This window comes from Parapedobacter flavus (assembly GCF_035818675.1).
GTDB lineage: Bacteria > Bacteroidota > Bacteroidia > Sphingobacteriales > Sphingobacteriaceae > Parapedobacter > Parapedobacter flavus.
The window spans coordinates 36,033-54,152 of sequence record NZ_JAYKZZ010000026.1 but is presented as its reverse complement, the minus strand read 5'-3'; the positions used below and the strand labels follow the sequence as shown (position 1 = coordinate 54,152).

Annotated in this window: 24 protein-coding genes; 9 read left to right on the top strand and 15 right to left on the bottom strand. The window is 43.9% G+C overall.

All coding sequences use genetic code 11. From position 1 onward, the window contains the following. Positions 1 to 139, bottom strand: a 139-nt coding sequence (locus tag U9S71_RS18525) for a cold-shock protein (protein WP_326329217.1), incomplete at its 3' end; no start/stop codon positions are given. A 279-nt stretch (positions 140 to 418) separates the two neighbouring features. Beyond that, entirely contained in the window at positions 419 to 1,396 is a 978-nt protein-coding gene (locus U9S71_RS18520) for a GlxA family transcriptional regulator (protein WP_326329213.1), read from the bottom strand. Positions 1,397 to 1,552: 156 nt separating this feature from the next. Between U9S71_RS18520 and U9S71_RS18515 the strand changes: the two genes are divergently transcribed. Genes U9S71_RS18515 through U9S71_RS18500 form a run of 4 tightly spaced genes read left to right on the top strand, consistent with a single transcriptional unit; the run spans position 1,553 to position 3,275 of the window. After that, positions 1,553 to 1,972 (top strand): SRPBCC family protein, encoded by a 420-nt coding sequence (locus U9S71_RS18515; RefSeq protein WP_326329211.1) that lies wholly within the window; start codon positions 1,553 to 1,555, stop codon positions 1,970 to 1,972. A 26-nt stretch (positions 1,973 to 1,998) separates the two neighbouring features. Further along, entirely contained in the window at positions 1,999 to 2,373 is a 375-nt protein-coding gene (locus U9S71_RS18510) for a DoxX family protein (protein ID WP_326329209.1), read from the top strand. Between the two features lie 39 nt (positions 2,374 to 2,412). Beyond that, positions 2,413 to 2,862: an SRPBCC family protein gene (locus U9S71_RS18505; RefSeq protein ID WP_326329207.1), complete on the top strand. Its 450-nt coding sequence runs from the start codon at positions 2,413 to 2,415 to the stop codon at positions 2,860 to 2,862. 11 nt (positions 2,863 to 2,873) lie between these two features. Continuing rightward, positions 2,874 to 3,275 (top strand): VOC family protein, encoded by a 402-nt coding sequence (locus tag U9S71_RS18500; protein ID WP_326329206.1) that lies wholly within the window; start codon positions 2,874 to 2,876, stop codon positions 3,273 to 3,275. A 13-nt stretch (positions 3,276 to 3,288) separates the two neighbouring features. Here U9S71_RS18500 and U9S71_RS18495 read toward each other — a convergent pair whose 3' ends face one another. Together U9S71_RS18495 and U9S71_RS18490 are read right to left on the bottom strand one after the other, a co-directional pair. Further along, entirely contained in the window at positions 3,289 to 4,116 is an 828-nt protein-coding gene (locus U9S71_RS18495; RefSeq protein WP_326329204.1) for a ferritin-like domain-containing protein, read from the bottom strand. A gap of 11 nt (positions 4,117 to 4,127) precedes the next feature. Next, on the bottom strand, positions 4,128 to 4,844 hold the full coding sequence (locus U9S71_RS18490; protein WP_326329203.1) for a ferritin-like domain-containing protein: 717 nt from the start codon (positions 4,842 to 4,844) through the stop codon (positions 4,128 to 4,130). A 238-nt stretch (positions 4,845 to 5,082) separates the two neighbouring features. Here U9S71_RS18490 and U9S71_RS18485 point away from each other — a divergent pair, with 238 nt between their 5' ends. The 3 genes from U9S71_RS18485 to U9S71_RS18475 are packed head-to-tail and all read left to right on the top strand — an operon-like array spanning position 5,083 to position 7,393. Next, a complete protein-coding gene (locus tag U9S71_RS18485; RefSeq protein WP_326329202.1) occupies positions 5,083 to 5,628 on the top strand; it encodes an RNA polymerase sigma factor in 546 nt (181 codons plus the stop codon). 2 nt (positions 5,629 to 5,630) lie between these two features. After that, on the top strand, positions 5,631 to 6,455 hold the full coding sequence (locus U9S71_RS18480) for an anti-sigma factor (RefSeq protein ID WP_326329201.1): 825 nt from the start codon (positions 5,631 to 5,633) through the stop codon (positions 6,453 to 6,455). 17 nt (positions 6,456 to 6,472) lie between these two features. After that, entirely contained in the window at positions 6,473 to 7,393 is a 921-nt protein-coding gene (locus U9S71_RS18475; protein WP_326329200.1) for a FecR family protein, read from the top strand. Positions 7,394 to 7,498: 105 nt separating this feature from the next. Here the strand turns inward: U9S71_RS18475 and U9S71_RS18470 are convergent, their stop codons facing one another. Next, the gene (locus U9S71_RS18470; protein ID WP_326329199.1) at positions 7,499 to 7,771 is read right to left on the bottom strand and encodes a hypothetical protein; all 273 of its coding nucleotides are present in this window, start codon (positions 7,769 to 7,771) and stop codon (positions 7,499 to 7,501) included. A 152-nt stretch (positions 7,772 to 7,923) separates the two neighbouring features. Here U9S71_RS18470 and U9S71_RS18465 point away from each other — a divergent pair, with 152 nt between their 5' ends. Then, entirely contained in the window at positions 7,924 to 8,952 is a 1,029-nt protein-coding gene (locus U9S71_RS18465; RefSeq protein ID WP_326329198.1) for a TQO small subunit DoxD, read from the top strand. A 324-nt stretch (positions 8,953 to 9,276) separates the two neighbouring features. On the opposite strand, the gene U9S71_RS18460 is transcribed toward U9S71_RS18465, so the two are convergent. From U9S71_RS18460 to U9S71_RS18450, 3 genes are all read right to left on the bottom strand, one after another. Next, on the bottom strand, positions 9,277 to 9,573 hold the full coding sequence (locus tag U9S71_RS18460; RefSeq protein ID WP_326329197.1) for a DNA cytosine methyltransferase: 297 nt from the start codon (positions 9,571 to 9,573) through the stop codon (positions 9,277 to 9,279). 158 nt (positions 9,574 to 9,731) lie between these two features. Then, positions 9,732 to 11,864, bottom strand: coding sequence for an ATP-binding protein (locus tag U9S71_RS18455; RefSeq protein ID WP_326329196.1), 2,133 nt, complete (start codon positions 11,862 to 11,864; stop codon positions 9,732 to 9,734). An 11-nt stretch (positions 11,865 to 11,875) separates the two neighbouring features. Further along, on the bottom strand, positions 11,876 to 13,159 hold the full coding sequence (locus U9S71_RS18450; RefSeq protein WP_326329195.1) for an SIR2 family protein: 1,284 nt from the start codon (positions 13,157 to 13,159) through the stop codon (positions 11,876 to 11,878). A 503-nt stretch (positions 13,160 to 13,662) separates the two neighbouring features. On the opposite strand from U9S71_RS18450, the gene U9S71_RS18445 reads away from it, so the two are divergent. Then, positions 13,663 to 14,064: a hypothetical protein gene (locus U9S71_RS18445; RefSeq protein ID WP_326329194.1), complete on the top strand. Its 402-nt coding sequence runs from the start codon at positions 13,663 to 13,665 to the stop codon at positions 14,062 to 14,064. Here the strand turns inward: U9S71_RS18445 and U9S71_RS18440 are convergent. The 7 genes from U9S71_RS18440 to U9S71_RS18410 form a co-directional block, all read right to left on the bottom strand. Then, the gene (locus tag U9S71_RS18440) at positions 14,061 to 14,357 is read right to left on the bottom strand and encodes a hypothetical protein (RefSeq protein ID WP_326329193.1); all 297 of its coding nucleotides are present in this window, start codon (positions 14,355 to 14,357) and stop codon (positions 14,061 to 14,063) included. The genes U9S71_RS18445 and U9S71_RS18440 overlap by 4 nt on opposite strands. Positions 14,358 to 14,440: 83 nt before the next feature. Then, positions 14,441 to 14,977 (bottom strand): YfiT family bacillithiol transferase, encoded by a 537-nt coding sequence (locus U9S71_RS18435; protein ID WP_326329192.1) that lies wholly within the window; start codon positions 14,975 to 14,977, stop codon positions 14,441 to 14,443. A 190-nt stretch (positions 14,978 to 15,167) separates the two neighbouring features. Further along, on the bottom strand, positions 15,168 to 15,542 hold the full coding sequence (locus tag U9S71_RS18430) for a hypothetical protein (RefSeq protein ID WP_326329191.1): 375 nt from the start codon (positions 15,540 to 15,542) through the stop codon (positions 15,168 to 15,170). 170 nt (positions 15,543 to 15,712) lie between these two features. After that, positions 15,713 to 16,096 (bottom strand): hypothetical protein, encoded by a 384-nt coding sequence (locus tag U9S71_RS18425; RefSeq protein WP_326329190.1) that lies wholly within the window; start codon positions 16,094 to 16,096, stop codon positions 15,713 to 15,715. 157 nt (positions 16,097 to 16,253) lie between these two features. Then, positions 16,254 to 16,550 (bottom strand): hypothetical protein, encoded by a 297-nt coding sequence (locus U9S71_RS18420; protein WP_326329189.1) that lies wholly within the window; start codon positions 16,548 to 16,550, stop codon positions 16,254 to 16,256. Positions 16,551 to 16,575: 25 nt separating this feature from the next. After that, positions 16,576 to 17,061: a DUF4943 family protein gene (locus U9S71_RS18415; RefSeq protein ID WP_326329188.1), complete on the bottom strand. Its 486-nt coding sequence runs from the start codon at positions 17,059 to 17,061 to the stop codon at positions 16,576 to 16,578. Between the two features lie 190 nt (positions 17,062 to 17,251). Next, positions 17,252 to 17,818, bottom strand: coding sequence for a hypothetical protein (locus U9S71_RS18410; protein WP_326329187.1), 567 nt, complete (start codon positions 17,816 to 17,818; stop codon positions 17,252 to 17,254). Positions 17,819 to 18,120: the final 302 nt, after the last annotated feature.

Genomic DNA, 18,120 nt, shown 5'->3' with positions numbered 1-18,120 from the left:
CAAAGGAAACCTCATCGTTTTCACGGATACGGTCCTTCAACCCCGAAGTATGAACAAATACGTCGTTTCCGCCGTCATTGGGGGTGATGAAACCGAATCCTTTGGTTTCATTGAAAAATTTTACTTTGCCTTCTTGCATGGCACTTTGAATAAAAAATGAATAAAATAATTAATTGCCTGTAAAGGTATGTATAATTTATTGATATTCAGTAAATTTTAATTTCGCTAAAATACCTATTTATAGGTATTGCGCCGTTATGGCCAGCTCCGTACCTTAGCTCTCGGTAAATGTTTAGTAAAGTAGTCCCCGCCGCCTTGACGGGGGCTGCTTTTCCAAAAATGTCTTTTCATACATAAGGTTTATAATTGGTTAGTTTTCGAAAGCCCCGATTCTCCCCGTTTCGGGGTTTTCTCTGTGTTAGACTTCGGTGGCCACCCTTGCAAATCTATTCCGGTATTCAATGGGCGTAACCCCGGTTATCTTTTTGAAGATGTCCCTGAATGCTTTCGTATCCGTATAGCCCACATCAAACATAATTTCAGTTACGTTCTTCCTTGCGGCCTCAAAGAACTTTTTGGCGGCTTCTATCCGTACCCGTTGTATATACGCAATGGGCGTGTTGTTGGTGGCCTCTTTAAAGCGTCGTTCAAATGTCCTGCGACCGGTGTTGATCAGCGTGGCTAACGTTTCAATGGATATCTTTTCACTGTAATTTTCTTCGATATAATCCTGTACCTTTTGGATGTCATCATCACTATGGTTCCGTTGGCCTTTGAAGATGGCGAATTGGGATTGGCTATCCCGTCCAATATCCAGCGCAAAATATTTTGAAATCATGACGGCGGTTTCCCGGTCCGCATACTTTTCAACCAGATACAGTATTAAATTCCATAAACTACTTGCGCCGCCGCTACTGTAGATGTTATCGTGCTCAGTGATGATGGTTCCATCTTCCACCGCTACCTTCGGGTATCGTTCTTTGAACTCGTTGACGTATGCCCAATGTGTAGAACACTTCCTGCCATCCAACAACCCCGTTTCGGCCAGAAGAAAGGCACCGATGCAAAGGCTGGCCAGGCTAGCCCCCTTTTCGTGCAATTGCTTGAAGTACGGTATCGCTGCGGCGTTGGCGGCAATTCCGCGCGCCGTATCGCCCAACGTGGGCGGGATGATCAGCAGGTCCGTTTCCGTTACCTCGTTGAGCAATCTGTCGGTCCGTATCGTACATTCCCCGTTATTCGCCTGCACGTACGGGTTGAGCCCCACATACTCCACCTCGAAAACAGGCTTTTTGCCAAATGTGGTCAGAAATTCGTTTGCGGTATGGAACGTTCTATAGGGCGCCGTGATGGCATCGATTACCCCGTACTCGGGTACAAAAACAGCGATTTGCATATCAATCAATTGGTTATTGCCCTGCAAGGTAAAAATAGTTTGTCATAATTCACCCCTAAGATTGTCATTTTCACAACAGCCGCCATTGTAGATCCTATCGTAATTTTGAACCGTAGCATTTGATTAATGCATTTAACGAACAAAAATTGACTAAAAATGGCACGAGCAACAAGAATTACGGTAGAAGCAACCGCCGATGCTCCCGTAGCAAAAGTTTGGGAGGCATGGAACACGCCCGCTGACATAACCCAGTGGAATACGCCTGACCCCAGTTGGCATAGCCCGACTAGTGAAAACGATCTACGGGTGGGAGGCAGGTTCAAAAACCGGATGGAAGCCAAAGACGGTAGCTTTGGCTTTGATTTCGAAGGCGTTTACGATAGGGTGGACGAACATGCAGCGATTGCCTACACCATGCCCGATGGACGAAAGGCGACCACTTTGTTTGCTGCACGCGACGGAAAGACGGATATCACAACCACCTTCGATGCAGAAACAGAAAACGACCCTGAATTTCAGAAACAAGGGTGGCAAGCCATCTTGGATAACTTTGTGAAGTATGTTGAATCAAAATAATTTATAAACCATTAATCGTTAATGAAATGAAAAAGAACAGGATTATCTTTTGGGTGGCAACCACCATCATTATTCTCTGGGAAGGCGTTATGCCCCTCAGTACCTTGCTTTTTGCACGCGACCAAGCAACGGTGGGGACAGCACCCCTCGGCTATCCCGATTACTTTGCCTACACACTGATTATCTGTAAGGTACTTGGCGTTTTGGCGATTTCCTTTCCCAACGTACCCGCTAAGCTACGGGAATGGGCTTATGCAGGGCTTACATTCAATTTGATCTTTGCTTTTATCAGCCATGCATGTGTGGATAAAAATATCGGGTTTATGATCATGCCACTGGTGGTGCTGGGTATCTTGGCCATTTCATATGTGTATGGTAATAAGATTCGGCCGGCCAACTAAGGCCACCTATTCATTCGTTGTACATTAAATTTCAATAAAATGGAGAATCAAACGGTTTCATTACATCGCGTTATCAAGGCGAGCCCCGAAAAGGTATTCCGGGCATTCGCTGACCCCTTGGCACATGCCACCTGGTTGCCGCCCTATGGCTTCATTTGCACCGTTGGGCATATGGACTTCCAGGTAGGGGGCACATATCACATGACGTTTACCAACTTCACCACGGGTAATGGGCATTCGTTCGGCGGCAAGTACCTGGAAATAAAGCCCAATGAGTTGATCAAATACAGCGATGCCTTCGACGACCCCAATATGCCGGGAGAAATGACAACCACGGTGTGGCTGAAAGCCGTTTTGTGCGGCACCGAGCTGAAGGTCCGGCAGGAAGGCATTCCCGCGGCCATACCGGCCGAAATGTGCTATTTAGGTTGGCAGGAATCGCTGGAGAAATTGATCAAGTTGGTAGAACCCGAAATCCCCGATGCCTAGTACACGCTGATATGGTTGAGCCTACTCATGGTCAATCGGTGAGTGCGATCTTCATTACCTTTTCCGGTAATTGTAAGAAAGCACTCACCTATTACCAGACCTGTTTTGGTGGTGAGTTACAATTTGAGTTATTTGGAAAGACGTTACCCGGATACGCGGAAGTCCCCGTGGTGAACGGGTCGCTTATTTCCGATCGCATCATTATCCACGGTTCCGACTTGGTACATAGCGAAGGCCGGACCCTGGGCAATTACATGGCGATTTTCCTGCCTTGCAAAAATGCGGACGATCGGGAATCACTTATCGATAAACTGCGGTTTAACGAAAAGGGTACGGTTACCGCCGCTAAGGATGACCAAAAGTTGATCGAAATCACCGATGCGTTTGACGTACGATGGGTGTTGGGGGTGTAACCCCCCAACGGGGTTACTTAATGAATAAACCCGCAATACCCAATACCGCTTCTGCGGTTAGCGGTTCGTCAAAAGACTGGGTTGCCGCATCGGCAGAAAGTTTGCCGCCCTTTCCGTTTAACGAGGTAATATCCACACCAGCTTGCATTACATTGTCCTCGCCCGCATATATGGGGTCTACCACCGCACCTATGCCACTATCATTCGCCCCGGTTATCCACGGTTTTTGGCTGGCGGTCGCACCTCCGCGGGCGCGTCTCATCTGCCGAATGTGTGATGCGTGGCGAGCTTCAGCCGCATGGATTTGCAGGGCAGCGGTCAATACAACCTGGTTGCCCTTTAATAATCCCGCCTGGCCTTTGTACGCCCTTACGCCGGTGTCTTCAAACGCCTGCGCAAGCGCCAGAAAGGTGTCGTAATCGGTAAATACGTTGTTAAATGTCCCGCCTGCAGTAAAGTCAAAACTGGGTTTGGAAACTGCATTAGACCCCAGCACCTGTTTCAGAAACGCCACATGTGCGTTTTCATGGTCGCGTATGGTGGTAATGGCGCCCCTCGGTGCGCCCGAAGGCACCAGTCCGGATACAGCTACACCCATGGTATAGAATTCGGCCTCCAGGTATTCCAAGGTAAGTGCGTAGTTGAGCACGCCAGTTACATCGGTCGGCACTTGGCCGTAGGCCTTTTTAAACAATGACCCCAATAAGAAAGGCATGGCCGCAGCGGCCACTTTGGTACCCATTGAGGCCATATCTTTGATGGCCGTTCTACGTGGGCTTATGCGTTCGTGGAATTCAGGATCCACACTATTTATTTCGTCGAAAATGCTAAATAAGTTCATGGTATTGTTCGTTAGTAAGTGGGTAAATCTGTTACGTCTATCGGCGATTTGATAAAGGGTGCAGCCGCTTGCAAAACAACCGTAGGGCTGTTGGAAAGGTCCAGTCCGTTCATATCAATCACTTCGTCGTTGGCAAACGAGCCGTTTTCAATCAGATCGCGGACCAACGCGGCGTGCCTCGCTTCCACCGACACGATTTTGCCCGCCAATGCCAGGTAATTCACGTTGTCTATCAACCATCCGGCCCCATTGTAGGCCGATACGCCAAGGTCTTCAAACGTCTTGGCGGTCGTTAATACACTGCCTCTGCTTGAGAAATTGACCGCCGAGAAATCGAATATCAAGGATGCAATGGCCTGTTGACCAAGTGCGGCTTTAAAAAACTCGCGATGCGCAATTTCATGATCCCTTATATCTGTCATCAGCGTGCGCTCCCAATCCGATATACTGCCATAGAAATTGGATACTACTTCTGTATAGAATGCGGCCTCCAGCTGCTCAAGTGCATAGGCGTAGTTCAGAATGGCGATATCGCCACTGCCGAAATAGAATTCATCGCCGCCCATATCCGGACCGGGACCGTCCTTTTTGCATCCCAAAGCCACCAAGGCTGCTGCTGCGGCTCCCGCCCCGGCATATTGGAGAAATTGCCGCCGCTTAACCGATGTTTCGGCCACCCTGTCTACCGACAGTGGCTGGCCGCTTGTTTTTTCAATCGAATTTTTCATGGATGTATTATTTTTAGTTAAAAATGCCTGGCGTTACCCTGACGGTACGCTGCTGTATATACGAGACCGGCCGGATTTCGGATTTACCTCCCTGGAAAAATAAAAATCGCAAGCAATGAATCCACGGGAACGAACTTTCCGTATGTAGGTTCACCAAGGTGGCAGTTAAATTGGATTTATTTTCAGAAGCAAGAAAAAAAAGCTATCATTACCAAGAATTTACGACTATAGAAGCAATTTGTCCTCAAAGCTGCCATACACGGAATCCGAGCTGGTTGAGTTATTGAAACTCAAGAGCCAACGGGCATATAATTATTTGTATGACAATTATTCGGTAGCTATATATGGCGTGATTTGCAAAGTGATCAGTGATACAGATGAAGCGGCGGACGTGATGCAGGAAGCGTTTATTAAAATATGGAAAAATATCGATCAGTACGATACCAATAAAGGTCGGCTATTTACCTGGATGATCAATATCGCTAGAAACCTAGCCATCGACTATGTCCGATCCTCCCGGTCCAAGAACAATAACAAGACCGAAACGCTGACCGAGGCAACCCCGTTGATTATTGGGGATTATACCGACCATATCAAAACCGATCACCTTGGGTTGAATAAGGTTATCGATGAGCTTACGTTAGACCAGAGAGCAATCATTGATTTGGCTTATTTCCAAGGGTATACACAAGAAGAAATTGCAAAGGAACTGAATGTGCCTTTGGGAACGGTAAAAACGCGTGCAAGGGCAGCACTATTGAAATTGAAACATTTGTTTGTTTAGCGTTGAATATACAGGAATACATATCATCAGGGATCATTGAAAACCATGTGCTTGGTTTAACTTCTCCGGCCGAAGACGCCGAGGTGGTAAGGCTATCCGAGCAATATCCCGAAGTACGGCAAGCCCTGCGCGAGGCAGAAGATGCATTGATGAACTATGCCCTGTTGCATAGCAAAACGCCACCACCCGCCACCAAAGACAAGATTTTTCAGGCATTGGCTGACCAAGGCGAGGTGAACGGATCGCACGAAGCGGATGCTCCGCCTGGAATCATCGCCGGTGCGGGGGCAGCAAAAACCCATCGCATCACCCGTATCCTTGCTATCGCGGCTTCTTTGCTGTTTGTGGCCAGTGTTGCTTTCCATTTGTTCAAGATGGCCGATTTCCGACAGCAAATCCGTCAGTTGGAGCAGGAAAAAACCGATCTGATTGCCCAGAATGAAACATTCATGGCACAAATCCAAGAGGCTAATCAAGAGTTGGATGTGATTGGCGACCCTGCGTTCAAGACGGTCATACTGAGCGGGGTTCCCGGCCATGAGGATAACCGGGCATTGGTTTATTGGCATACGGCATCCCACGCCGTATACCTCAAGTCGGATAATTTACCGGCACTACCGGCAGACAAGCAATACCAATTATGGGGAATCGTAGCCGGCACGCCGGTCAGCGCAGGAACCTATGACTTGGCCGATACGCAGCAAACGCTACAGCAGATGGCTTCGCTGAAAGATGTAGAAATGTTCGCCATCACGATTGAGCCTGCAGGGGGCAGCGAACAACCCACGCTAGATCAAATGGTGGTAGCGGGCAAGCTTGAGATGTAACTTTGATGCCGGGTATTATGGCAAAACAACTTCGTGCTTTTATCCTTGCCGTGATTGCGGTCGGCGTTATGCTATTTTTGTTTTATCCTAATCTGAGTTTACTGAAAGACTCCACCAAGCACGTCGAAAAGATCGTTTCTGCAACATCCCGTGCAATTGTGGTACAAGATGATGGAAGCCAGATATTTATCGGCCAGACCATTCATCAAGAACTCTTGGACGAAGAAGGACAAGCATATGCGATGGTTGAAAACGGCAAAATTCGCCTATATGCCAGGCAGGCTAATGCGCTTGCTACGATATATAACACCATAAGAACACCAAAAGGAGGTTTTTTTGATGTTGAGTTTCCCGACGGTACACAGTTGACATTGAATCCCGGCAGCACACTGGCCTATACGTTGCCATTTGACCTCGACGAGCGTCGTGTTACGGTTGATGGGGAAGCGTATTTCGATGTCGCCCCAGACACTGCCCGCGCGTTTGTGGTAGAAATACCAAAGGGAGAAATCCGCTCGGAAAAAGCTGGGGGAAAATTGAATGTTAGAAATTACCGAACAGATTCGACGGCCCGGATCGTTTCCATCGATCGTTTAGTTACCATTGACCTCATCGCCAAAGACAGTCTGCTCACCCTTCACCCAGGCGAACAGCTCGTATCGCTGGGAGCCGTTCTCCAAGTAAATCAAGTATCCGTGGAAGACGCTATTGCTTGGCGAAATGGGTGGATCGTTTTCAATGCGATGCCTGTGGAAGAGATACTGAAACGATTAGGAAGATGGTACAATGTTGAAGTCGGCGGCGATAGTATTCCGGACTTCTCTGTATCCGGGCGGATCAAGGCGAATGCGCCCTTTAACGAATTTCTGGCCATTATAGGCGCCGCCGGAAACCTGGAATTCGAACTGCATGACCGACGGTTGGAGGTCAAAAGGTGAAGGCTTTTTCTGGAAGGTCCGAAGGGTAGTAGGGGGAAGTTAGGTTTACGAATATACAGTTTTTTGCGTCGTTGGCAATAGAAGCGTATCTTTGCGTGCGATGCGTTATTTCGACAGACAAACAGCCACGTTAAAGCGTATTAGTTTGACGCTGTTGGTGCTCTTCGCATTGGCACCGTGTACGGTCAAGGTTAGCTTGTTTGACGCCATCGAAATGACGTACATCCAGCCGCTGAATAAATCGCGGGCAATCGCTACGGTTTTCAGTGCCTGTAGTGCAGCTCCCCTAAATACGGCGCCCCAGAACCAATCGGACATAAAGAAGCCCATTCGGCCAGCGCCCGATTTTTGCCGCTGGCAGACCGATACGCCGGACATAACGGTGTTATCCCTACATTTGCACACAGCGGTACCATCTGGTGAATCCCCACCAAAGTATATTTTATTTAAACGGCTGAAGCTATACGCGGCTGCATAACACGCTGATCGCAGTACGTTTTTCAGTAATTCGTTTACATTAAAATATAATCATGAAACAGACAAGTTATGGCCAGCCGTCATCGGCCGGTCTTTTTACGTTGGCCATCCGCCTGGTTATCGGGTGGACCTATTTCTCCGCTTTTTGGCGGAGATTGATTCTCGAAAACAAACTCGACCCCGAGGGAGCCGGCTATATCGGGGAGAAATTCAACCATTTCCTGCCGAATGCATTGGGCATCCAGCCGATCATTGAATACCTCGTTACGCATCCCGACCACCTCCATACCGCTATGGTCGTTTTTACCATTGTTGAGGCCGTCGTAGGGCTATTTGTAATGTTGGGGCTTTTCACCCGGCTGATGGGAATCGGGGTATTTGGACTAGCTATGGGTATCCTGTTGGGATCCGGATGGCTAGGCACCACCTGCCTGGATGAATGGCAGATTGGCGTGCTTGGCGTGGCAGGTGGCTTTACGCTGTTTTTAAGCGGCAGCGCAAATTACTCGCTCGACCATTATTTCGTCGGGAAGAACCTATCGTTTACCAACGCCCCGTGGTTCCGGTGGCTGGGTTCTGGCCCGTTGCCTTTGGCTGCACCCCACCGGTTTGTGCTAATCGGTTCCCTGTCGATATTTGCACTCACCTTGTTCACCAACCAATACTTTCACGGCGGTGTATGGGGTACGTTGCACAATAAGTCCGTCAGGCCTAAGGTTGAACTCGCCGATGTGCAGCTCGCGGGCGATCGGTTGCGGTTCCAGGTGTACCGCACGGAAGGCGCGGATGTGTATGGTTCGTTCCTGATCGGCATCCGCGTGCTAACCGAAGAAGGCGAAACGGTTTTCGCCCTAGATGGGGATGACCTAGCGGAGTTCCCCGTGGAGGATATCCATAACCATTATGTGGCGAAGGTTCAAAGCGGTGCGTATAGCTTGGTGATGCCGCTCGGAGCGAAAGCGGACTTGTCGATCAGCTTGGCCGACCTCCGGCTGCCGATGGATAAGCGCTATGTCCTCGAGTTGGTTGATATCAGCGGGATGACCTGGCAAGCCGAGGTCGACTTTGCACCATTGTACTAGTTCACGGCATTGGTCAATTTCGTTTAGCCCCGATTCTCACCCTTTCGGGGCTTTATTGTTTATTCGGTTTGCAAAAGTTGGTCGGTCTGCACTTAAACCCCGCCCTCATTTTCCGCAAAAAAAATGGCAAACGGTAGATTTATATGATTAACTTCGTTATAGAAAACCATTTTTTATTAAAAACCAACGTTATGAAGAAGAGATTAAAACCTGCTTTTACTCCATTGGCGCATGAATGTGCGCGCATCCCAGCTAGTGAAATTTGAAGTATTTATAAGTGCCGCCACAATAGTGGATCGGTAATTCAGAAACCAGGTAATTTAACTAAATAGGGCCTGCTGAAATATTACGCCGATATGTGGCGCATGCATCCTGGTCAATGTCATTAGCAAAAATCGTTCGGAACCCCGCCTGTCTGAAGCCAAGATCAAAACCACCACATCCAGAAAAAAGACTCACATGCGTGAAATCGCTGCTTTTTTCGTCAGGCAATTGGTCGCCGAATACGCTCCATGGACGGTCTTCTAAGTTTCTTATTTCAAAATCGGACAGTATATCAATTTCCTCTAACATTTTTTCTGATAGCTTTAATATTTTAAGTTCTTTACCTAATGAAGGCAACACAATACCTCGTCGAATAAGTCTTCACAGATTTTGCGACAAAATAGACAATTCCCAGCATGTTGCGAAATATGTGTCACTATTTTTTTTAGTAAAAATAAAAACTCTGTATTGATGTATGCAAATCTTTCGGATCCCTACCGTTTGCCGAAGTAAGATTAATTTGAGGGCGGGATTGATATTGTTGACAAATTTTCTTTAACTCCTAACCACCGATTAACCACGTCATCATAGGGTATATTGGCATCTCCTAACCAGTTCTCTATATATTTTGGATTATGGCTATTAGGAGTTGGATAGACATCGTCAATTCTGGCTTGAATAGGTGCGCGTACACAGTCTCCTGTTATTATAGCATGTTGCTGTGGTATTACTGGTAGTTGTTCCAATATGTCGGCATTTGCGCTAGAAACTAATCCTCGTATATATTTCTGATCCTCTGGGTTTTGTAAACGATGAATGATAAAAGAATTACATTGTGATAAAACTGTTTTCGATAACTCAGACGGTCTCTGACTACTTACTATAAGTGATATTCCGTATTTTCTCCCTTCACGTGCTATTCTTTCGAATACAGTTTTAGCCACGGAGGGCTTATTTTCAGCGATATAGTTTTGAGCCTCTTCCAAAATGATAACTATGGGGTATCTACCCCGTTCACTCGGCACAAAATAAGACACAAATTCTAATATTATCCTACCCAATAATGCTGTAACAGTTTCTAAAACTTCAAATGGAAGTTGCGAGACATCCACCACACTTATTTGATGAGCCGCTTTTGCTTCTAAGGGGATCATTGTGTCATTATATTTTTTTACAAAATGCTCTTGGGTATCATCGGAAAACACCTTATTGTAATCCCCTAGAATAAAGGCTAAAAATTGAGGTAATACATTCTTGTTTACTTCTTCAGTATTTTTCAACATCAAAGGAATGGCCATTCTTCTATCGTTGAGGAAACTATTCATTCTTAAACGTAACGTAGAAATAAATTCATTTAGTCTTGTGTTTCCTGAACCTTCATTTTTTATCGCTGCGTCTAGAAATTTTTTGCAAAGTTCTTGATAACTAAAATATACTGGCAAGTCTATATTTTGTGCACTTGTAATCTGTATGTCGATGTTTTCTGTTAACAATAAATCTAATCGAGCTTGAATTTCTTCTCTAATTGGAGTTTGTAATGCTGGATTATTGAAATTATCCTGAGCACCCAAACTTGCTACCAAATCTGCCAGCGCTATATCAAATTGACGAATAGCTTCAGCAATATTTATAATATCGTTATCGGCTTTCCAACCCCACCCTCCAACTCCAGGATTCCAAGTTTTCTTTTTGAGCTCCTCTGTAGAGCAAGTTATCATATCCTCAATATCTGCTTTCAAATGTAAGGGTAGAACAGCAGAGGCGCTACTTTCTTCATCGTTTTTGGCAAGTCCTATGGCACTATTTAACAATGGAGCTTGGGTAGCATCGCTTGGCTTAAGAAGAGATCGGAAATCTGCCCAATTCATTAGCCAGTATGGAACTTGAACATTATCCTCGCCACCATAATAGTTGGCATTTATTAATTTCAATTCTTCCTTCGATGCAGGAGACATCTTTTCCAATGTTTCACCTTCTGGCAAAAAAGCATCCTTGTATTCACCGTTCGTATCGAAAATTACTATATGAGCATTTTTTAACATATTACCATTGTACTCATATTTGAAAAGATTTCTCAATATAGAAGTTAATGTACAAGATTTCCCAGAACCCGTATTACCAAGTATGGCTGCGTGCTTAACGAAAAACTGATCAGGTGATATTTTGACTTTGTAATCAGTAAAAGCAGGAGACATCCCTATTGGTAAATAAAAATCCTTTTCAAATTCAATTTGTTGCTCTATCGATTTATCATCAAAAATATGCCTTAAATCCTTTTCAGTAACATACCACACAGGATTATCCAAAGTTGGAAAATTATAGACACCCTGAATAAATTTCTCACTATCACCACTCTTTGCTATAGTACCTAACATAGTTGCGGAAATATATCGAGCTGATGTCGGTAAAGTAATTGAAGTTGAATTTTTTCCAAATTCGACTTCTTCCTTCATTGTAACTCGGGTTATTAAGGCTACTACGCGATCTGCACCTACAGGTATAATCAAATAAGAGTTAATTCGAGCAACTTCATAAATATCTAATACTCCGCTTTTATAAGCGCCTCTAAGTTCTTCTTCAACTTTGATGAAAACCCTAAAATTATCTACAGAGAGGACGCGTCCCACTAACCTGTTATTATTACTCATCAAAAATTGGATTAAAAGGGTAAATCATCACCAGTAGCTAAGTCTTTTCCAGAATCTGAATTGCTCTCTGTGTTTAAATCAGCTTTAACATATAACCCAGTATTAGTATTTAATCCGTCATTAGCATCTGAAGTAACATCCGTATCTGTATCTTTTTTCGACGGATAAAGCTTTCCTAAAGTTTCAGCAACATACACTAACTCGTCCTCTTCATACAAGTCGGGCATTACTTTATCTACAAAACTTACAAACGTTGATTGTTCAACATCCAACTGGTCTAAAACTATTATCCTTTTATCTCCTAATGCCTTTAAATTTTCGATTTCAGATTCGGGATCGATAGTTGGCGAATAATTTGCAATAATCAGCGTAAAAGACGGTATCGACAACGCTTGCCTAATAATATCATTTATGTGTTCATCATAAAAGGAATATCCAACACAAACCAAAACGGATTGAGGTTGGTTGATAGCTTGAGAAAATTGTCTAAATAATTCCGAATATGGAAGGTCTAGTGTAAACGATTTCTTACTTACACAGGGATAAATCATAATCTCATTATCTTCGTCAGGAGTGAAATCGCCGTTCAATGATATTTCCTTTATCCCATATGTATTTGAAACTGTTGATGGAGTAGAAACCCACGATAATGAGCCGTGCATTTTATAGTATCTCAAAACCTTTTCAGCTCGGTGTACTTTACCAATTACACTTTGCCCAGGATAATATAAGTCATAATCATACACTTCTGGCCGAAAACATCTATTATGGACTCCCATAAAGCCGTTTACATAATGTACACCTAAATTATCTAAGGCATAGTCAAAAGCCATATCATAATTAGTGGTGAAAAGATTTGCCCTTTTTAAGTGAGCAGGTCTTTGTAAAAGTTTCTTAACTAACACTTCGTGATAATGGTATCTATTACTTTCAAGTTTTTTATCACTTGAGTAAAGATTGTGAATTGTCGTTTTATTGGTATCACATTGGTCAAAAAGCCATTTTTGCATTTTCGCCATAGACGTATTCAAAGAAGATACGTCTTCCTTCTTCATTTCTTTAAGATACCGATCTGCTTGTAAACAGTTGAATAGATCTTCATAAGCCGGATCTGCACCCTCACCAAAATATTGTGTAATTTCCGGAAGACATTGATATTTTAATTCGGCAGGTATTGTGCGAATTATTGGTGCTCCAAGGTGAAAACTTGAACCAGCCCCAAACAAAAAGCTAACATTCTCTAGTTCAAGATATTTTTTTATTCTTAGTTTTATATTTTTAATGGATTCTGTCATAATTTAGGTAATAAACAATTGAAGATTGATTTAATATTTCACCCTCTCCTCACCACTCATCAACTCTGGTAATAAGGTGTCGCGAAATTGGGTTAAAGTTTGGATTTATTGTTGATTTTCATATGTTCAAATCTATTGGCTGGACATTTAAGCTTAAAAATGCGTTAGTCATGTAAAGTTACTAAAATCAGTTTGTAATTCAATGAGCGCGTTGAAATATGCGAATAAGCAAAAATAAAGCTGTTTGTTCTTTAGGCGTTACGGTTTTCCGTATTCGGCAGAGACCATCGTTTAGTAATCACAAGTTCTGGTCTACGCCTCTTTCCCAAAAAAGTATTGTTTAAAAAAGGAATTAACAAATCGCCAAATAGTAAAAAGCAACTAATAGGGGCAAAGATATTAAAATAGAAAGAGTATTCCCGATACAGGATTGGGTCTAACTATCTATAACAAAAACCCCGCCCACCTGTTACCTACCAAACACCAAATTCACTCACCCCGCCATGGCCAAACAGAAAATCGCTACGCAGACGCTCATGGACGAAGCACGTCAACTGGAAAAGGAAGGAAAGCATGCAAAGGCGCTCAAAATATATCGCGCATTGACCCGTCGTAAGCACCTGAATGCCGAAGCCTATAACCGGATGATGATTATCCTCCGCAAGCAAAAGAAATACAAGGCCGAACTGGAGGTCATCCAGCGCGCCATTGCCGCTATGGAAAATTCCATTGCTGCCAGCCAACGGGCCGTCAATGATCGGAACCCCGAATCGGCTGCCTTGAGCCGCCAACTTGCCGAGTCTCTGGGTTTATTGGATAAAGACGGTCGGCCGGTTTACGAAGAGCCACAATTGCGGAATTGGCGCAAGCGTGAGTCTGTGGTGGCGAAACGACTTGAAAGTTAACTTACTTTTGCATCAAATCTATAATTCTTGCCTCTATAATGCACATGTATATAGGAGTCGGTATGATAATCGTATAATCGGGTGAAGTCGTTCGGTCCGCTACTAGGAAAATGCAGCCGTCTATCTTGGAATTCCAGGTCGGCCAAGCGATGACACACTTCGTCCAGCACACCATCTATTTCTAAATTTTTTCTAATGGTAGGGTGGATTTTTCCCGAATGTTTGATATATAACTCCTGCCGCAACGCTTGGAGGTCTATTACCTCATTTTTGGATTTCCTGCCTCGTTTCATAGAAGCAAAAATAACTAAAAAAATTAGTTAATCAAGGCGTCCGTGTTCCTGCCCGAACCGATAGGGGGTTGATAGCAGTCAAACTATTTCCAATGCATTCTTCTCTTTATGGATTTAATGTGCGCCAAATGATGGCTACTATGCCAGGCATACATGCCGATAGCCACATCGAGGGCAAATTCCTGCCCGCGCTCGGGATGGATGTATTTCCTTTTAAGCGATGCTTCGTCCAGGCTTTTCAGGAGTTGGTACCACCGTTGATGGAGCCCTTTCAAAATAGATAAAGATGATGCAACCGGGAGCGACCTACTATCATATAGTTCAGCCCATAAGGCTTCCTTATAAGGTTTGATTACGGAATTTTCTTCCGTCAAGGCAAATTTAAAACGGGCGAATGCGTTCATATGGCTATCGGCACAATGATGAACCACCTGCCTAATGGTCCAACCTCCAGTCCGGTAAGGGGTGTCCAATTGCTCGTCGGTCAACATAACCACTTCAAGGCCCAGGAACCCTGGGAAGGAACCGATGGTTTCTATCCAGTTTTCGAGCACAGGAATTGTTATAACCGCGGGCTTGTCAAATTCTCCGATTGGATACCTTAAATTATAATCTTCCATTTATTTAGTTGTAGCCTTGGCGTGGTAAAATCGGGAAAGACGATTTCATCTTGTTACCATTGATTAATCTGCAAAAATAAGAAAGCCGGTTAAATTAAGCTGTTCTCCAGATTCAATTTTACCAAATCCTCAGATAGGCCCTTGTTTTTCCTTTGATGAGATCATGTATCCTTCAATATCTATTATGATATTATTCGCACACCATGGTGTCAAATTCAATATGTAACTGGGTTGATCCGAGGTGGTCAACAGTGTTCCAATTATAGTTTCTGAGCACATATGCGTTTCCGCCATCTAATTTAACCCATTCGTCAATGCCCTTTGCTCCATTCTTCAGGTCATTTTTAGTGGTTAAACCGATTGGCGCGGTATATTCTCTTCCTTTTACTAAATACTTGCATCCATTCCGTTTGATTTCACTATCTACTTCAGACTGCGGGATGAATTTTGATTTTGTCAAGATTGGCAGGGTGTTATTGACTTTGAGTGGAGACATGGATGTTGCACATGCCGAAAGAAAAAGGACCATTCCGATGTTGAGACCCAGTTTAGCTAATTTAATCATTTTTAACAGTTTGATTTTTGAAGTTGACATTCTATTTCATTGCTACTCATTCAAAAGCAGACGCAGGAACATCATACGTAGTGGTTTCAATTAATTCCTTAGTGCGTTTAAAAGCAGTAAAAACTGAGGGAAAGCCGGGTGATATTCGCGATGCAGAATAATTTTCTTCTCTATTCCTTCCTATATTTTGCACGGCAAGGCTCAATACAGGGGAAATTTAGGATCAAAGTCGTGCCTTTTTTTTCGAAGGTAATTTTATGGGGCGAATCTTTGCATTTTTCTCCTGCTATCGTCGAATCTGTCATTGAATATGTACCCGTGGTCGGCGTGTTGGATTCTTGATTCATAAAGCATATTTCCCCATTTGATTTTAAGGTGCCGTCCGAATAAAATTCAAGCACTTTTTTGCTAGAAACAGGCCGGAACTTACCGCTTCCATCTCCTGGATCTGCCAATAATTCCACCAATCTCCATTTGCCAACAAGTTCGCTGCTCGTTTTCGAGCAGGATAATGTTAATGCCGTGACTAGAATTGCCAATAATACCTTACTCATAAATTTATAATTTGTTCATCTGGGTAACGAGATTCCATGATGGTTCGCTACGGGTTGAGAATTAATTTCCGTTAGGAATTTGTATTTTTCAGCCCGTAATAAAATACTGATCCTTTGCCGGTTTTATCTTCTCTGTCAATCAGTCAAGTTACTTACCTTAATATCCCCTCAATTTGATTAGTTCGGCGAACCTTATCGGGCCAAATCCTCTGCAACCCTGGTCTACATCAGCAATGAGCGTGTCTTTGGGGAGTCTTTTGAGGGTAGCATTAAGTTCTATAGAGATTTTTCCCTTGGGTATTTTTTTTAGCCACATGCTAACCGTTATATTTTCGTCCCTGTCAAACATCGGGATATCTTTAGCAGCGTCGCTTTCAAACTCAGCGCTAAGTAATCTGTACATCGTTCGGCGCTCTTTCTCAGTCAATGCAGTCAAAAACTTTTCTAAATTCATATCACTATTTTAAACAATATAAACCCTATTCCCCAGTCGTATATATATGCCACGTCAGCCCGCTGCCGTCCAGCGGGTCGGCCTCCATAAGTTCCGCGGCACTTTTACCTTTGTTCTCGGTCCACCATTTTTTATAATAGGGAAGCACTTCGCTGAGGGGCACCTCCCGGCTAAGGTCCTGCTGGTCAAATACGCGGACGGTAGAAGACGGCCATTCAACCTGCAGCCTTACTGCCTCAATGGTGTAGAGCATTACCAAGCCTACCGCTACGGGGCCGCCGTAATAAGATGAATAGGAGGGGTGAGGGTAGATTGCGACCATCTGGTTATCCGAAGCATGCCGCATCAACTCATCGATATGGGATGCATCAAATTCCGGGAGCATAATTTCTTCATACCGCTCTGCCTTCACTTCCTTCACAAATCGTTCAACGAGTTCAGGACCCGCCGTGTTGCTTTTCTTGCACGAACTTGCTGTGAGCAGTAGTAGTACGATGTAAATATATTTCATGATTTCATTATTTTCGGTTTTGGCCATTGGCTCGTGTTATATTGGAGGTCACAAATTGTGACCTCAAACCTTTCTTCTTTTATTTAGGTCTCACATTTTGTGATACCATCAATTTTCTGATTCGCTTCCACCATTTTCCGTCAGTTTTATGTATTATTTCCCATAATATTCTTTGAATACGAGCAACCACTTATTCATTATCTTTAAGAGATATAACTCGATAATACTCTTCGGGGCGCCCCGCTTGACCTTTTTGTAAACTGTTATTCGTCTTTTCAACATTTTTCTTCAGTTCATTGGAAAATAGTCCTGTTACGCGTATTGGAGACTTTAGTTTCGATTTTAACTCCTCAGGAAGGACCTCATAAACGTCGGAGGGTAAAAATTCCTTTCTATCCTTGAAATCTACTAGTGCATTAATAATAAAGTGTTTTAGATTAAGAGAATTGTATGAACCTCGAGATTCGGGAGGGCCATTTTCGTTCCTATCATCTATTGCAGTGATTGTAGCAGCTGGCAATTCCTCTTTTGGCAATGGAGAAACTTCCGGGTCGACAAACTGATAATATCTAAGGCCAAAAATTTGAGATATGCTTTCCGCCTTCGTTATGGTTGGCCCGTTCTTACCGTTTTTGAGATCTTTGACGATGTCTGTCGTCGCTTTAAGTAGTTTTTTAATGTCGACCCCATATAGCCCATAGTAATCCATATAGTATTCCAGTGCTAATACAAATTCTTCGACTATCTTCGGGTTCATTATTTATTGAAAATATTTTTATATTTTGTATTTATTTGTTTATCTTTGTTTTGTATTAGTAAAGCGACAACAAGGGCAGGGGAGTATGTCCTCTGTCATTTACGATGTCACTCGTTCGAAATCCGCCAGATTTACCCACGAGTTGACCTTGGAGTCGCCCATATTGCTGGATTTATATAACTTTGTATATCCAGTAGGGCGTCTTCCAGTCAGACTTTTGTGGGGAACTCTTAACTTCGAGTAAGTTGAGGGAAGGCTTCTGGCGGAGCCACGAGCAAAAGCATGGGAGGCGCCCTATTGGC

Bases quoted from the DNA above. Each gene is read 5' to 3' on its own strand.
- U9S71_RS18520 (WP_326329213.1), bottom strand. From the start codon at position 1,396: ATGCAAATCGCTGTTTTTGTACCCGAGTACGGGGTAATCGATGCCATC.
- U9S71_RS18515 (WP_326329211.1), top strand. From the start codon at position 1,553: ATGGCACGAGCAACAAGAATTACGGTAGAAGCAACCGCCGATGCTCCC.
- U9S71_RS18510 (WP_326329209.1), top strand. From the start codon at position 1,999: ATGAAAAAGAACAGGATTATCTTTTGGGTGGCAACCACCATCATTATT.
- U9S71_RS18505 (WP_326329207.1), top strand. From the start codon at position 2,413: ATGGAGAATCAAACGGTTTCATTACATCGCGTTATCAAGGCGAGCCCC.
- U9S71_RS18500 (WP_326329206.1), top strand. From the start codon at position 2,874: ATGGTTGAGCCTACTCATGGTCAATCGGTGAGTGCGATCTTCATTACC.
- U9S71_RS18495 (WP_326329204.1), bottom strand. From the start codon at position 4,116: ATGAACTTATTTAGCATTTTCGACGAAATAAATAGTGTGGATCCTGAA.
- U9S71_RS18490 (WP_326329203.1), bottom strand. From the start codon at position 4,844: ATGAAAAATTCGATTGAAAAAACAAGCGGCCAGCCACTGTCGGTAGAC.
- U9S71_RS18475 (WP_326329200.1), top strand. From the start codon at position 6,473: ATGGCAAAACAACTTCGTGCTTTTATCCTTGCCGTGATTGCGGTCGGC.
- U9S71_RS18470 (WP_326329199.1), bottom strand. From the start codon at position 7,771: ATGTCCGGCGTATCGGTCTGCCAGCGGCAAAAATCGGGCGCTGGCCGA.
- U9S71_RS18465 (WP_326329198.1), top strand. From the start codon at position 7,924: ATGAAACAGACAAGTTATGGCCAGCCGTCATCGGCCGGTCTTTTTACG.
- U9S71_RS18455 (WP_326329196.1), bottom strand. From the start codon at position 11,864: ATGAGTAATAATAACAGGTTAGTGGGACGCGTCCTCTCTGTAGATAAT.
- U9S71_RS18450 (WP_326329195.1), bottom strand. From the start codon at position 13,159: ATGACAGAATCCATTAAAAATATAAAACTAAGAATAAAAAAATATCTT.
- U9S71_RS18445 (WP_326329194.1), top strand. From the start codon at position 13,663: ATGGCCAAACAGAAAATCGCTACGCAGACGCTCATGGACGAAGCACGT.
- U9S71_RS18440 (WP_326329193.1), bottom strand. From the start codon at position 14,357: ATGAAACGAGGCAGGAAATCCAAAAATGAGGTAATAGACCTCCAAGCG.
- U9S71_RS18435 (WP_326329192.1), bottom strand. From the start codon at position 14,977: ATGGAAGATTATAATTTAAGGTATCCAATCGGAGAATTTGACAAGCCC.
- U9S71_RS18430 (WP_326329191.1), bottom strand. From the start codon at position 15,542: ATGATTAAATTAGCTAAACTGGGTCTCAACATCGGAATGGTCCTTTTT.
- U9S71_RS18425 (WP_326329190.1), bottom strand. From the start codon at position 16,096: ATGAGTAAGGTATTATTGGCAATTCTAGTCACGGCATTAACATTATCC.
- U9S71_RS18420 (WP_326329189.1), bottom strand. From the start codon at position 16,550: ATGAATTTAGAAAAGTTTTTGACTGCATTGACTGAGAAAGAGCGCCGA.
- U9S71_RS18415 (WP_326329188.1), bottom strand. From the start codon at position 17,061: ATGAAATATATTTACATCGTACTACTACTGCTCACAGCAAGTTCGTGC.
- U9S71_RS18410 (WP_326329187.1), bottom strand. From the start codon at position 17,818: ATGAACCCGAAGATAGTCGAAGAATTTGTATTAGCACTGGAATACTAT.